Origin of the sequence: Flavisphingomonas formosensis (genome assembly GCF_009755815.1) — a bacterium.
Classification (GTDB): Bacteria; Pseudomonadota; Alphaproteobacteria; order Sphingomonadales; family Sphingomonadaceae; genus Flavisphingomonas; species Flavisphingomonas formosensis.
The window spans coordinates 1,099,836-1,113,665 of the sequence record NZ_WRPK01000001.1 but is presented as its reverse complement, the minus strand read 5'-3'; the positions used below and the strand labels follow the sequence as shown (position 1 = coordinate 1,113,665).

The following is a 13,830-nucleotide window of genomic DNA, read 5'->3' as shown; positions in this document are numbered from 1 at the left end:
CGCGGCAAAGAAACGGCCGGCGAGGCACTGAGCCCCACCGGCCGCAAATCCGTCCCTGCCCCCTCCCGTCTCGGGAGGGGAACGGAACCTTACTGGTTGTTCTGGCGGTTGAGGAACCGGGGGATTTCCAGCGGATCGCGCGTGCGCGGCGCCGGGGTTTCCTCTTCCACCTGCGCCTTGGCGGCGCCGCGAGCGATGTTGGACATACGCTCGAACAGCGTGCCGCCTTCACGAGCCGCGGCGGCAGCAGGAGCCGGCCGGGCATTATCGCCTTCCACCGTCAGCCAGCGGCGCGTGCCTGCGGACGAGCCCGGTTCCTCGGCGCGCGGCGGCAGCGGATTGCTGTTGACGACCGGGGAAAGCACGTCCTCCTCGCCCAGCACCAGCTCGTCACCGCCCTTCTCGGTCTCGGCAGCCTGCGGCGCCGCGGCCTGTTCAGCCACGGGCGGCTCGGCCGGCGGCGGAACCGGAGCCGGCTCTGCCGCGCGGGCCGGAGCGGCCGGGGCCGGCTCGGCCGGCTTGCGCGCCGGCGGGAAGCTGAACAGCTTGGCCGGCTCGGGCATATTGGATGCGTCGGCCTCGATGCCGGTCGCAACGACCGACACGCGGATCTTGCCCTCCAGATCGTTGTTGAACGCCGAACCCCAGATGATGTTCGCGTCCGGATCGACCAGTTCCTTGATATGGTTGGCGGCCTCGTCGACCTCCATCAGGCGCATGTCCTCGCCGCCGGTGATCGAGATGATCACGCCCTTGGCGCCGCGCATCGACACGCCGTCGAGCAGCGGATTGGCGATCGCCTTTTCCGCCGCCTCGATCGCGCGATTGTCGCCCGAGCTCTCGCCCGTGCCCATCATCGCCTTGCCCATCTCGCCCATCACCGAGCGGACGTCGGCAAAGTCGAGGTTGATGAGGCCGGGCATGACCATCAGGTCGGTGATGCCGCGCACGCCCTGCTGCAGCACCTCGTCCGCCATCTGAAACGCCTCCTTGAAGGTGGTGTTCGGATTGGCGACCAGGAACAGATTCTGGTTCGGGATGACGATCAGCGTGTCGACATGCTTCTGCAGCTCGTCGATGCCGGCATCGGCCGAACGCGAGCGGCGCGCGCCCTCGAAGCTGAACGGCTTAGTGACGACGCCGACGGTCAGGATGCCGCGGTCACGCGCCGCCTTGGCGATCACAGGGGCGGCGCCGGTGCCGGTGCCGCCGCCCATGCCGGCGGCGATGAAGCACATGTGCGCGCCGTCGAGCGCCTTTTCGACCTGCTCCAGCGTCTCCTCGGCCGCGGCGCGGCCGATCTCCGGCCGCGAACCCGCGCCCAGCCCCTGCGTGATGCGCAGCCCGAGCTGAATGCGCTGCGCCGCCGGCGAAGCGTTGAGCGCCTGCGCGTCGGTGTTCGCAACGATGAAGTCTACACCCTGGACCTCCGAGGCGATCATGTTGGCGATGGCGTTGCCGCCCGCGCCGCCTACGCCGATCACGCTGATTCTCGGCCGCAATTCATCCACTTCCGGACGAATGAACTCGATCGTCATTTGCAATCTCCCCGATACACGGCCAGCGCAACGCGCCCCCTTGAGTGATTATGAATCAAGCGATTCGCCGACGCACGCAAAAAGTTAACATCCACCATGATTTTCTCAGTAACCGCTCTTGAACGCGGTGATCAGCCGCTGAACCATGTTCACCGCCGAGGGGCGATGGACGATCTGGCTGTCCGGAACCGCCGCGCGCAGATCCACCGGATCGGACGCGGCGAACTGTGCCAGCCCCGCCAGGGTGGCGAAAGCCGGGCCTGAGTGCGCATCGGGCAGACCGGCCAGCCCGCGCGGCCGGCCGATGCGAACCGCCCGGCCGAGCACGCCCTGCATATAGTCCGCGACGCCCTTCAGCTCCGCGCCGCCGCCGGTCAGCACCACCTGCCGACCGACCGGGCCGGCGAAGCCGAGCTCTTTCAACGCGGTAGCGATCTCGCCGGTGAGATGTTCCAGCCGCTGGCGGATCACTGCGATCATCTGCGCACGGGTGATCCGCGCCGGCTCGGCACCCTCCTCGCTCGACAGCGGCGCCACCTCGATCATGTCGTGATTGTCGCGCGGGCTCATCGTCGCCGAGCCGTGGAAGCACTTCATCCGCTCCGCCTGCGCGCGGCGCGTGCCGAATGCCGAGGCGATGTCGTCGGTGATGTCCGCAGCGCCATAGGGGATCGAACTGAGGCCGACCAGCATGCCGCCCGCGAACAGCGAGACGTTGGTGACGCCCGCGCCGAGCTCGACCAGCGCGACGCCGAGCTCGCGCTCCTCCTCGCTCAGGCAGGACATGCCGGTCGCCACCGGCGAGGCGACGATCGACTTCACCTCCAGATGCGCGCTGCGCACGCACAGGTCGAGATTGCGCACCGGCGAGGCGTCCGCCTTCACCACATGGATGTCGACGCCCAGCCGGTCGGCATGGAGGCCGAGCGGCTTCTTGACGCCGGTCAGCCCGTCGAGCGTGTAGAGCGTCGGCTGCGCATGCAGCACCATCCGGCCGTCCGGATCGATCGAACCGCGGCCCGCCGCCAGCAGTTCGTCGATATCCTCCTGCTCGACCCGGTGCCCGCCCAGCTCCACCTCCACGGAGGCGATGTCGCTCACCAGTCCGCCCGCCGAGAAGCTGACCCAGACATCCTCGATATTGGTGCCCGCGATCCGCTCCGCCTGCTCCACCGCTTCGCGGATGGCCGCCTCGGTGCGTTCCATGTCGGCGATGTAGCCGCGCTTCACGCCCTTGCTCTCGCGTTGGCCGGTACCGAGGATCTGCAGTTCTCCCCCCTCGCCTTCCTGGGCGATGAGCGCGCAGATCTTCGACGATCCGATGTCGAGGGCGGTGATGAGGTTTTCGCTGCGCGGCTGGGCCATGGGCTGTTGCTCCTCAGGTGACGGTCTTGGCGGGATTGTCGGGGGCGAGTTCCTTGCCCGGCTCCTTGGAGACGCGCACGACGAACCGGTCGGGCAGGCGCATGTCGAAGCGCACGAATCCCTGGCCGAGCAGCCGGGCGTTCGCGTCCATGCGGGTGAACTTGACGAGCGCGGCCTTGGCGGCGTCCTGTCCCTCCGGCAGCGCCAGCGTCTCGCCGGACTGGAAGCGCAGGTCCCACCGCCGGCCGCCGACCCAGGTCGCGCCGGTCAGCATCGGCTTGATCTGCGGCGCCGCGGCGATCAGATCGGCGAGCGCGCCGGACTGGAGATTGGCCGCCGGCCCGATCAGCAGCGGGAGGTCCGGCATCTGCGTCGGATCGACCGGGGCGAGCACATGGCCCTGGGCGTCGACCAGAGCCAGCTTCTGGTTGAACTGCCAGATCGCCGCCGGCTTGCGCTCGACGATGTCGACCACCAGCGTATCCGGCAGCCGGCGAGAGACGCGCGCATCCTGCACCCAGCCGAACTGCATCAGCCGATCGCGGATCTCGCCGAGATCGACCAGCGGCATCGCCATCGATTTCTGGTCGAGCGCCACCGAATAGACGGGCAACCGGTCCATCTTGTCGATGCCCGTGATCTCCACCCGCTTCACCGAGAAGCCCATGTCGCCGATCGCCTCGCCGACTTCGAGGCCGACCATCTGGGGCAGCTTGATCGCCACCACGCCAGCAATCAGGGCGATGCCGGCCAGGCCGAGCAGCAGATAATTGCCCGCCTGCCGCAGCGTCTCGGCTGGCACGGGGATGAGGGCGAGCGCGCGGCTCGCCGCCGAGGGCTTGCGAGACGCGCGGCCCTTGGCGACCACGCGCTTGCGTTTCGGCGCCGCGCCGCGGCGGATCGTGGCCGTGGCGGTCATCGCGCCGCTTCCCCCCCTTCCAGGGCATCCTCGAGAATATGCTCGACGAGCCGTTCATAGCTGAGGCCGACATGGCGCGCCTGCTCCGGTACGAGGCTGAGCGGCGTCATTCCCGGCTGGGTGTTGACCTCCAACAGATAGAGCCCCTCCACCCCCTTCTCGTCGTCCCAGCGGAAATCCGAGCGCGAGGTACCCTTGCAGCCGAGCAGCCGGTGGGCGAGCGCGGCCAGTTCCATCGCCGCGGCGGCGACGTCCGCCGGGATCTGCGCCGGACAGATATGGGTGGTGAGCCCATCGGTATATTTGGCGTCGTAATCGTAAAAGCCGCTCTTGGGCTTGAGCTCGGTCACCGCCAGCGGCTTGTCGCGCAGCACGGCGACGGTCAGCTCGCGCCCGCGGATGAAGGGCTCGGCGAGCAGCTCGTCGAATTCCTGCCACGGCCCTTTGGCATCGCGTGCGATCGGGCGGCCGTAATTGCCCTCATCGGTGACGATCGCGACGCCGACCGAGGACCCCTCGTTGACCGGCTTCAGCACGAAGGGCCGGGGCAGCGGATCGTCCGCATAGAGGCTCTCGCTCGCCACGACGAAGCCGCCCGGCATGCGCACCCCATGCGGCACCAGCGCCTGCTTGGTCAGCTGCTTATCGATCGCGATCACCGAGGTGGCGAGGCCCGAATGGGTATATTTGAGGCCCATCAGGTCCAGCATGCCCTGCACCGTGCCGTCCTCGCCGGGCGTGCCGTGCAGCGCGTTGAATACGATATCGGGTTTGGTTTCATGCAGACGCAGGGCGACGTCGCGGTCCATATCGATCCGCGTCACGCGGTGGCCGAGCGCTTCCAGCGCCTTGGCCACGCCCTCGCCCGAGGTGAGCGACACCTCCCGTTCGGACGACCAGCCGCCCATCAACACCGCGACGTGAAGGGATTTGACCGCCGCGCTCACGCCCTCACCCCCACTCGCTGTATCTCCCATTCCAGATCGATGCCCGACTGCGCCTTCACCCGTGCGCGCACCTCCTCGCCCAGCGCCTCGATATCCGCGGCACTCGCCGCGCCGAGGTTGAGCAGGAAGTTGCAATGTTTCTCGGACACCTGCGCATCGCCGCGGCGCAGCCCACGGCAGCCCGCCGCGTCGACTAGCGCCCACGCCTTGTGCCCGTCCGGATTTTTGAAGGTCGATCCACCGGTGCGCGAGCGCAGCGGCTGGCTGGCCTCGCGCTCGGCGGCGATACGGTCCATCTCCGCGCCGATCGCGGCCGGCTCGCCTTGTGTGCCCGCGAACAGCGCCTCGACCACCACCGCGCCCTGCGGCAGCTCCGAATGGCGATAGGTGTAGCCGAGCCGGCCGGCCGGCCAGGTCTCGACCGTGCCATCGCGCAGCACCAGCGTCGCCTCGATCAGGATATCGGCCGCCTCGCGGCCATAAGCGCCGGCATTCATGCGCACGGCGCCGCCCACGGTGCCGGGAATGCCGCGGAGAAATTCAAGGCCGGCGATGCCCGCATCGCGCGCGGCGCTGGCAACGGTGATGCCCATCGCCGCAGCGCCCGCGCGCACCCGCTGACCCGGCTCGATCGCCACCTTGGCGAAGCTCTTGGGCAGGCGCACGGTGACGCCCGGCAGGCCGCCGTCGCGCACGATCAGGTTCGATCCGACCCCGACCGGGAACAGCGGCACGACCGGATCGAGCGCCGCCAGGAATTCCGACAGATCCGCCACATCGGCGGGCCGGACAAGCCATTCGGCCGGCCCGCCGGTGCGGAACCAGATGAAATCCGCCAGCGACCCGCGCGCGATCGCCTCGCCCCGCAGAGGGGGCAAGGTGTCGATCGCGAGAGTCGAGGCGGCGGTCGTCATCTGCACTTGCTCTTCCTCATCCTCCCCGGAACGGGGAGGGGACCATGCGAAGCATGGTGGAGGGGTTCCCGACCGACTTAAAGCGCGACGAAGAGAATGACGCGCGCGGGAACCCCTCCACCGCGCTACGCGCGGTCCCCCTCCCCCTTTGGGGGAGGATGAGAAGGCGGCCAGCTCCCGTCACTTCTTCACGCCCCACAGCGCCATCCAGCTTTCCCACGCCTGGACATTGGCATCGGCGACCTTCTTGGCGGCTTCGAGCGCGCCGTCGAAATTTTCGCCCATGCCCATCAGCTTGGTCGCGGCCTCGACCTGCGCGCGCTGCACCGCCAGCAGGCGGTCCTGGAGCAGCTTCCAACCGGTGAAGTTGTCGATCATGCGGTGATCCTTTCCTTCTCGATGGCGCCGGCGAGGCCAGCGGCCCATTTGGTGATATCCCCCGCTCCGAGACAGATAACCATGTCGCCCGGCCGAACGACAGGGGCCAGTTCGCGCGCCAGCGCGTCCGCCCCCTCGATCTCCTGCGCCGCGCGATGCCCGCGCGTCTTCAGCCCGGCCACCAGCGCGGCCGCGTCGACGCCCGCGATCGGCGCCTCGCCGGCCGGATAGACCGGCGCGACATAGACCATGTCGGCGTCGTTGAAGGCGGACTGGAACTCCGCCATCAGGTCACGCAGCCGCGTGAACCGATGCGGCTGGACCACCGCAATTACCCGCCCCTCCGCGCTCTCCCGCGCCGCGGCGAGCACCGCGCGGATCTCGACCGGATGGTGGCCATAATCGTCGATCACGATCGCGCCGCCCACCTCGCCCACCTTGGTGAAGCGTCGCTTGACCCCGCCGAACTTGGCGAAGCCGGTGCGGATCACGTCGTCGGCGATGCCGAGCTCCAGCGCCACCCCGATCGCGCCGAGCGCGTTCTGCACATTGTGCCGGCCGGGCATGGGCAGCTCGATACCCGCAATGGTGCGCACCACGCCGTCGCGGCTGCGAATCATCGCGTCGAAGCGGTTGCCGCCTGGGAAAGGCGTCACATTCTCACCCCGGATGTCGGCCTGGGCGGAAAAGCCGTAGGTTACGATCCGCCGGTCGCGCACGCGCGGCAGGATCGCCTGCACCTCGGGATGATCGAGGCAGAGCAAAGCCGCGCCGTAGAAGGGAACATTCTCGACGAACTCGACGAAGGCGTCCTTCACCTTGTCGAACGAACCGTAATGATCGAGATGCTCGGGATCGATGTTGGTGACGATCGCAAAGGTGCCGTCCAGGCGCAGGAAGCTGCCGTCGCTTTCGTCGGCCTCCACCACCATCCAGTCGGACGCGCCGAGCCGGGCGTTGGAACCATAGCTGTTGATGATGCCGCCGTTGATCACCGTGGGATCGACGCCGCCCGCGTCGAGCAGGGCCGCGACCATCGAGGTGGTCGTCGTCTTGCCGTGCGTGCCGGCCACCGCGACGGTGGACTTCAGCCGCATCAGCTCGGCCAGCATCTCGGCGCGGCGGACGACGGGGATGCGCTTCTCCAGCGCCAGCTCCACTTCGGGGTTGCCACGCTTGATCGCGGTGGAGGTCACCACCACCGCGGCATCGCCCAGATTCTCCGCCTTGTGGCCGATCGCGACAGCGATGCCCTTCTTGCGTAGCCCCTCGATCACATAGCCCTCGGCGACGTCCGAGCCCTGCACCTTGTAGCCGAGATTGTGCATCACCTCGGCGATGCCGGACATGCCGATGCCGCCGATGCCGATGAAATGGATGGTGCCGATGTCGATCGCGACACCCTTCATGCGTAAGCTCCTTTGGGGAACGGGGCGGGATCGTCCGAGACCGGCTGCGCCGCCACGCCGTCCTGCACGGGCTTGCGGCCCAGCCCTTCGACCAGGTCGGCGAGGTCCTGAGCGGCATGGGGCCGGCCGCACGCCTTGGCGCGCTTGGCGGCGTTAATCAGCGCGCCGGGCTCCAGCGCGAGCTTCTGCATCTGCTTGGCAATCTCCACCGCGGTGAATCGCGGCTGCGGGATCATCCGCGCGCCGCCGGTCTCCGCCAGCTCGCGGGCGTTGAATGTCTGGTGGTCGTCCGCCGCCGAGGGATAGGGAATCAGGATCGCCGGACGCCCCGCCGCGGTCAGTTCCGCGATGGTCGACGCGCCGGCGCGGCCGATCACGAGATGCGCCCAGCCCAGCCGCTCCGGCAGGTCGGGCAGATAGGTGGCGAGGTCCGCGGGAATGCCAAGCTCGGCATATTTGACACGGACATGCTCGATATCCGCATCGCGGCACTGCTGCGTTACCTGCAAGCGGCGGCGGAAGTTGAGCGGCAGCAGGCCGAGCCCGTCGGGCACCACCTGCGAAAGTATGCTCGCGCCCTGGCTGCCGCCGGTGACGAGGATGCGGAACACGCCGTCCGGGCTCAGCGCCGGGAACGGCTCGTCGCGCAGCCGCAGCACCTCCTCGCGCACCGGATTGCCGACCAGATGCGCCTTGGCGGCCTGCCGTCGGGTGAGGCGCTGCACCTTGGGATAGGCCGTGGCGACGGCGTCCACCTTGCGCGCGACCAGCCGGTTGACGCGGCCGAGCACGGCATTCTGCTCATGAATCGCGGTCGGGATCTTGTCCTTGAACGCGGCGAGCAGCGCCGGCAGCGCCGGATAGCCGCCGAAACCGATCACCGCCGAGGGCTGGAACACCTCGTAGAGCCGCCGCGCCATGGCCCGCCCGGCCAGGATGTCCTTGCCGGCGCGAAGCCAGCCGGCCGGCCCGCCCGCCACGCGGCCGGCGGGCATGACGTGCACCTGCGCGCCCGCGAACAGGCCGGGATATTGGGCGCCGCGCTCATCGGTGATCAGCGCGACATGATGGCCGCGCTTCATCAGTTCCTCGGCCAGCGCATGCGCCGGAATCATGTGGCCGCCAGTGCCGCCGGCGGCGAGGACGAAATGGCGGGTGACGCTCATCGCGTGTTCCACTTCACGATATAGGGCGAGCGGGTGAGGAACGGATTGCGCCGCGTGAAGGCGAGCAACAGGCCGAACCCGATCGACAACGCGATCATCGAGGAGCCGCCATAGCTGATGAACGGCAGGGTCATGCCCTTGGACGGCGCGATCTGCGTGTTCACCGCCATGTTGATCACCGCCTGCAGGCCGAACTCGGTCACCAGCCCGGCGGCGGCGAGGAGGGTGAAGCTATCCTCCTCGTGCAGCAGCTTCACGAACACACGCATCACGATGAAGAGGTAGAGCAGGGCGATGGCCAGGCAAGCCAGCAGGCCGAATTCCTCGCCGATCACCGAGAAGATATAGTCGGTATGCGCCTCCGGCAGGCGGAACTTCATCGTGCCGGCACCCGGCCCCATGCCGAGCAGGCCACCATTGGTGATCGTCGCATGCGCCATGTCGGTCTGGTAGGTATCGCCGCCGCCATGCAGGAAAGCGTCGATCCGCGCGGTCGCCACCGGATAGAAGAAATAGGCGGCGATCACCGCGCCGACGCCGGCTGCGCCGAGCCAGGCCATGTAGCGCATCGGCACGCCGCTGAGCATCAGCAGCGCCAGCCACATCGATCCGAAGATGATCGTCTGCCCGAAATCCGGCTGCTTCATCAGGATCGCGGCGATGCAGCCGGTGATCAGTCCGGTGAGCGGGAAGACCGGCAGGGTACGATCCTGCGCACGCAGCGAGAGCAGCCAGGCCAGAGTCACGACGAAGAGCGGCTTGAGGAATTCGGACGGCTGGAACTGCAGGCCGCCCGCGCCGATCCAGCGCCGCGCGCCATTCACCTCGACGCCGATCACCGGCACGAGCGCGAGCGCCAGGGTGAAGATCGCGGCGCCCGCGATCGACAGGCGCCGCGCCAGATCCTTGGGCAGCATCGAGACGGCGAACATCACCGGAATGCCCATCGCCAGCCAGATCAGCTGGCGCCAGAAATAATAAAGCGGGGCGACATGCACGTTGCCGCCCGAATAGCGCACCGCCGCGGACGGAGATGCGGCGGCGACCGCGATCAGGCCGCAGCTGATCAGCGCCGTCACCAGCATCAGCAGGACGAGGTCGATCTCCCAGAACCAGGTGCCCAGCGGCGAGCGGTCGGCACGCCCGAGACGAGGCCCGCTGTGCCGGTTGCGGCGTGTGACGGTCGTGACCTTGGTCGTCATGCCAGTGCCCCCACCAGCGCGCGGAACGCCTCGCCCCGCGCTTCATAGTCCTTGAACTGATCGAAGCTCGCGCAGGCGGGCGAGAGCAGCACCACCTCGCCCGGCTTAGCGGCCTGCGCCGCGGCGCCCACCGCCCGCTCGAGCGTGCCGGCACGCGAGACGGGCATGTGCGGGGCCAGCAGCGCGGCGAACATCTCGCCGGCATCGCCGATCGTATAGGCCGCGCGGACATGGCCGAAATGCGGCGCGCAGGCATCGAGATCGCCGGTCTTGGCAAGGCCGCCGAGGATCCAGTGGATCGCCGGATAGGCGGCGAGCGCCGGGGCCGTGGAGGTCGCGTTGGTCGCCTTGCTGTCGTTGACGTAGAGCACGCCCTGCTTCTCGGCCACGCGCTCCATGCGGTGCGGCAGGCCGGGATAGGTGGCAAGCCCTTCCGTGATCGCCGCCTCGCCGATGCCGAGCGCCCGCGCCACAGCGATGGCGATGGCGGCGTTCTGCGCATTGTGCGGCCCCTGCAGCGCGGGCCAGGCGGATTGATCGGCGATATCGGTGGAGGCGACCCGGATGAGATCGGGATGCCCTCTGCCCCGCTCACCTTGAGCCCGAGCGGAAGTGAGGGTATCCGCGATGGCGCGCGAGGGATCGTCCTCGGTGGCGATCACCGCGACATGGCATTCGCTTTGCATCGCGAACAGCCGCGCCTTGGAGGCGGCATAGCCGGCAAAGCCGTCATAGCGATCGAGATGGTCGGGCGTGACGTTGGTCAGCACCGCCACGTCGCAATCGAGGCCGTAGGTGAGGTCGATCTGGTAGCTCGACAGCTCGAGCACATAGACGCCTCCCTCGGGCAGCGGATCGCGCCCGAGGATGGGCAGGCCGATATTGCCGCCCATCAGGGTCGGGATGCCCGCCGTCTCGACGATATGGGTGATCAGCGCGGTGGTGGTCGACTTGCCATTGGTGCCGGTGATGCCGACCACCCGATGCGCCGGCAGCGACGCCCGCGCCTGCGCGAACAGCTCGATATCGCCGATGATCGGCACGCCGGCCGCCCGCGCCTTCGCTGCGATCGGATGCCGGTTGAGCGGCACGCCCGGGGAGACGACGACGCCGTCGAGGCCGGTAAGATCGATCTCGAGCGGGTCGGCGAAACTCAAATCCTCCCCCAACGGGGGAGGGGGACCATCCGCAGGATGGTGGAGGGGCAAGCCGCCTGCAGCAATTGCTGCGCGTGCGTTTAGCGGCAGCCCCTCCACCACACTTCGTGTGGTCCCCCTCCCCGTTCCGGGGAGGATGAGGGCGTCCCGTTTTGCCGCATCCGAATCCCACGCGATCACTTTGGCCCCGCTCGCCAGCAGCGCCTCCACCGTCGCGACACCGGAGCGTGCGAGGCCGAGGACGGCATAGCGTTTGCCGCGGAAGGCGGGGCTGACGATCACCGGAGCTTGAGCGTCGACAGGCCCGCCAGCGCGAGCACGAAGCTGATGATCCAGAAGCGGATCACGACGGTCGATTCCGCCCAGCCGAGCTGTTCGAAATGATGGTGGATCGGCGCCATCTTGAAGACGCGTTTGCCGGTCCGCTTGTAGAAGAACACCTGGATGATGACGGACAGCGCCTCCAGCACGAACAGGCCGCCGACCACGCCCAGCACGATCTCGTGATGCGTCACCACGGCCAGCGTGCCGAGCGCGCCGCCGAGCGCGAGGCTGCCGGTATCGCCCATGAACACCGCCGCGGGCGGCGCGTTGAACCACAGGAAGGCGAGGCCCGCGCCGATCATCGCGGCGCACATGATGGTGAGGTCGCCCGCACCCGGCACGTGCGGAATGCCGAGATAATTGGCGAATTTCACGTTGCCGACCAGATAGGCGATGACGAAGAAGGTCAGCGCGGTGATGATCACCGGCATAGTCGCCAGCCCGTCGAGCCCGTCCGTCAGGTTCACCGCATTGCCGAAGCCGACGACGACGAACGCCGCGAACAGCACATAGGCGAGGTGCAGATCGATGATCGGCCCCTTGATGAACGGCAGGTAGAGCGCGGTGCCGTTGCCACGGGTGATCATCCAGCAGGCCACGCCGGCGATCGCGAACTCCGCGATCAGCCGCATCTTGCCGGAAACGCCCGCCGTGCTGCGCTTCTTCACCTTGTCATAATCGTCGAGGAAGCCGACCAGGCCGAAGCCGAGCGTGACGAACAGGCACGCCCAGACATAGCGGTTCGAAAGCTCCATCCACAGCAGCATCGAAACGCTGAGCGAGGTGAGGATCATCAGCCCGCCCATGGTGGGCGTGCCGCGCTTGGCGAGATGGGTCTTCGGGCCGTCCTCGCGAATCGGCTGGCCCTTGCCCTGCCGCACGCGCAGCCAGCCGATGAACTTCGGGCCGATGATCAGGCCGATCAGCAGCGCCGTGATCGCGGCGGCGCCGGCACGGAAGGTAATGTAGCGGATGAGGTTGAGAACCCCGGGAAATCCAAGGTGCTCGGCGATCAGATAGAGCATGTCGTCTTTCCGCCCGCCAGCGCCCCGGAAGCGAGATGCTCCACGAGACGGGCGAGCCCGATGGCGTTGGACCCTTTTATCAGCACCGCGTCGCCTGCTTCGATCAGGCCTGGAAGGCGTTCGAGCGCGGCAGCGGCGTCGGGCACATGCGCGAAATCGATGCGGCCCTCAAGCGCATTCGCGAGCGCCCGCATTTCGCTGCCGACAAGCAGTGCATAATCGACGTCCGCCGCAAGGATCGGCTCGGCGAGGCCGGCATGATAACGGGCCGACTGCTCGCCCAGCTCACGCATCTCGCCGAGGATGGCGATGCGCCGGCCGACGCCCCGCTCCTCGCCGAGCGACTTGAGCGTCGCCGCCATCGAGGCGGGATTGGCGTTGTAGCTCTCGTCGATGACCAGCGCCTCGCCGTCCGCCAGCGGCGCCACGCGGCGCTGGCCGCGGCCCGGCAGCCCGGCCATATCGGCAAGCGCGAGCCCGGCCGCTGCGAGATCGCCGCCCGCAGCGTCCACCGCCGCCAGCACCGCCAGCGCGTTCGACACCCAATGCTCGCCCGGCAGGCCGATGGTGAAGGTCAGCTCCGCATCCGGCAGCACGGCGGACACCAGCGTGCCGCCATGCGGCGCGCGCACCGCCTCGCGGGCGCGCACGTCGGCGCCGGCATCGCTGCCGAAGGTCAGGATGCGGCCTGCCCAGGGACGCGCCGCCTCGATCAGCCGGTCGCGGTGCGGGCTGTCGAACGGGACGATCGCGGTACCGCCCGGCTCCAGCCCCTCGAAAATCTCGCCCTTGGCGTCGGCAATCGCCTCCTCGCTGGGGAAGAAGGCGCTGTGCGCCGGCGCGATCGCGGTCACGATGGCGATGTGCGGGCGTACCAGCCGGGTCAGCGCGGCGAGCTCGCCGGCGTGGTTCATCCCCATCTCGAACACGCCATAGCGCGTCTCGGCCGGCATGCGCGACAGGCTCAGCGGCACGCCGGTGTGATTGTTGTAGCTCTTCACCGAACGGTGCGCGAAGCCCGGCGCGGTCCGCTCCAGCGCTGCGAACAGGGCCTCCTTGGTGCCGGTCTTGCCGACCGATCCGGTGACGCCGATGATCCGCGCCTCGCTGCGCGCCCGCGCCGCGCGGCCGAGCGCGTTCAGGCCCGCATAGCTGTCCTGCACCTGTACATAGGGCCGCCCGATCCGGTCGGACGGGATCTCGTCCTCCTGCACCAGCACATGCGGCTGGGCGATCGGCTCGCTCACCAGCGCACCCGCCGCCCCCCGCTCGAACGCGGCGTCGACGAAACGGTGGCCGTTGGTGGTCTCGCCCTTCAGCGCGACGAACAGGTCCCCCGGCCCCACCTCGCGCGAATCGAACGCGACGCCCGAGGCGGCGAAGCTGCCATAGACCTCGCCGTCAGTGGCGGCGGCAATCTCGAACGCGGTCCACAGGGGGCGGGTCATTGCAAGCGGCTCCCCTTCTTACATCCTCCCCCGCAGGG

Annotated in this window: 12 protein-coding genes; all 12 read right to left on the bottom strand. The window is 68.5% G+C overall.

Annotated elements, in window-relative coordinates; all coding sequences use genetic code 11:
* Positions 1-89 precede the first annotated feature (89 nt).
* Positions 90-1,538 carry a cell division protein FtsZ gene (gene ftsZ, locus GQY20_RS05460; RefSeq protein ID WP_157215972.1) on the bottom strand — a complete coding sequence of 483 codons (1,449 nt, stop codon included), beginning with the start codon at positions 1,536-1,538 and terminating at the stop codon, positions 90-92.
* A gap of 105 nt (positions 1,539-1,643) precedes the next feature.
* Complete coding sequence (gene ftsA / locus GQY20_RS05455) at positions 1,644-2,903, bottom strand: cell division protein FtsA (RefSeq protein WP_157215971.1); 1,260 nt, start codon at positions 2,901-2,903, stop codon at positions 1,644-1,646.
* A 13-nt stretch (positions 2,904-2,916) separates the two neighbouring features.
* On the bottom strand, positions 2,917-3,822 hold the full coding sequence (locus GQY20_RS05450; protein WP_157215970.1) for a cell division protein FtsQ/DivIB: 906 nt from the start codon (positions 3,820-3,822) through the stop codon (positions 2,917-2,919).
* The gene (locus GQY20_RS05445; RefSeq protein ID WP_269769722.1) at positions 3,819-4,769 is read right to left on the bottom strand and encodes a D-alanine--D-alanine ligase; all 951 of its coding nucleotides are present in this window, start codon (positions 4,767-4,769) and stop codon (positions 3,819-3,821) included. Before GQY20_RS05445 ends, GQY20_RS05450 begins: the two co-directional genes overlap by 4 nt.
* Positions 4,766-5,683 carry a UDP-N-acetylmuramate dehydrogenase gene (gene murB / locus GQY20_RS05440; RefSeq protein WP_157216178.1) on the bottom strand — a complete coding sequence of 306 codons (918 nt, stop codon included), beginning with the start codon at positions 5,681-5,683 and terminating at the stop codon, positions 4,766-4,768. The genes GQY20_RS05445 and murB overlap by 4 nt, the downstream gene beginning before the upstream one ends.
* Positions 5,684-5,863: 180 nt before the next feature.
* Entirely contained in the window at positions 5,864-6,061 is a 198-nt protein-coding gene (locus GQY20_RS05435; protein WP_157215968.1) for a hypothetical protein, read from the bottom strand.
* Positions 6,058-7,470, bottom strand: coding sequence for a UDP-N-acetylmuramate--L-alanine ligase (gene murC / locus GQY20_RS05430; RefSeq protein WP_157215967.1), 1,413 nt, complete (start codon positions 7,468-7,470; stop codon positions 6,058-6,060). Before murC ends, GQY20_RS05435 begins: the two co-directional genes overlap by 4 nt.
* Positions 7,467-8,636 carry an undecaprenyldiphospho-muramoylpentapeptide beta-N-acetylglucosaminyltransferase gene (murG, locus tag GQY20_RS05425; RefSeq protein ID WP_157215966.1) on the bottom strand — a complete coding sequence of 390 codons (1,170 nt, stop codon included), beginning with the start codon at positions 8,634-8,636 and terminating at the stop codon, positions 7,467-7,469. The genes murC and murG overlap by 4 nt, the downstream gene beginning before the upstream one ends.
* Positions 8,633-9,838 (bottom strand): peptidoglycan glycosyltransferase FtsW, encoded by a 1,206-nt coding sequence (locus GQY20_RS05420; protein ID WP_157215965.1) that lies wholly within the window; start codon positions 9,836-9,838, stop codon positions 8,633-8,635. The genes murG and GQY20_RS05420 overlap by 4 nt, the downstream gene beginning before the upstream one ends.
* On the bottom strand, positions 9,835-11,277 hold the full coding sequence (gene murD, locus GQY20_RS05415) for a UDP-N-acetylmuramoyl-L-alanine--D-glutamate ligase (protein WP_157215964.1): 1,443 nt from the start codon (positions 11,275-11,277) through the stop codon (positions 9,835-9,837). Before murD ends, GQY20_RS05420 begins: the two co-directional genes overlap by 4 nt.
* Positions 11,274-12,344: a phospho-N-acetylmuramoyl-pentapeptide-transferase gene (gene mraY / locus GQY20_RS05410; protein ID WP_157215963.1), complete on the bottom strand. Its 1,071-nt coding sequence runs from the start codon at positions 12,342-12,344 to the stop codon at positions 11,274-11,276. Before mraY ends, murD begins: the two co-directional genes overlap by 4 nt.
* On the bottom strand, positions 12,332-13,792 hold the full coding sequence (locus tag GQY20_RS05405) for a UDP-N-acetylmuramoyl-tripeptide--D-alanyl-D-alanine ligase (protein ID WP_157215962.1): 1,461 nt from the start codon (positions 13,790-13,792) through the stop codon (positions 12,332-12,334). The genes mraY and GQY20_RS05405 overlap by 13 nt, the downstream gene beginning before the upstream one ends.
* Between the last annotated feature and the right edge of the window lie 38 nt (positions 13,793-13,830).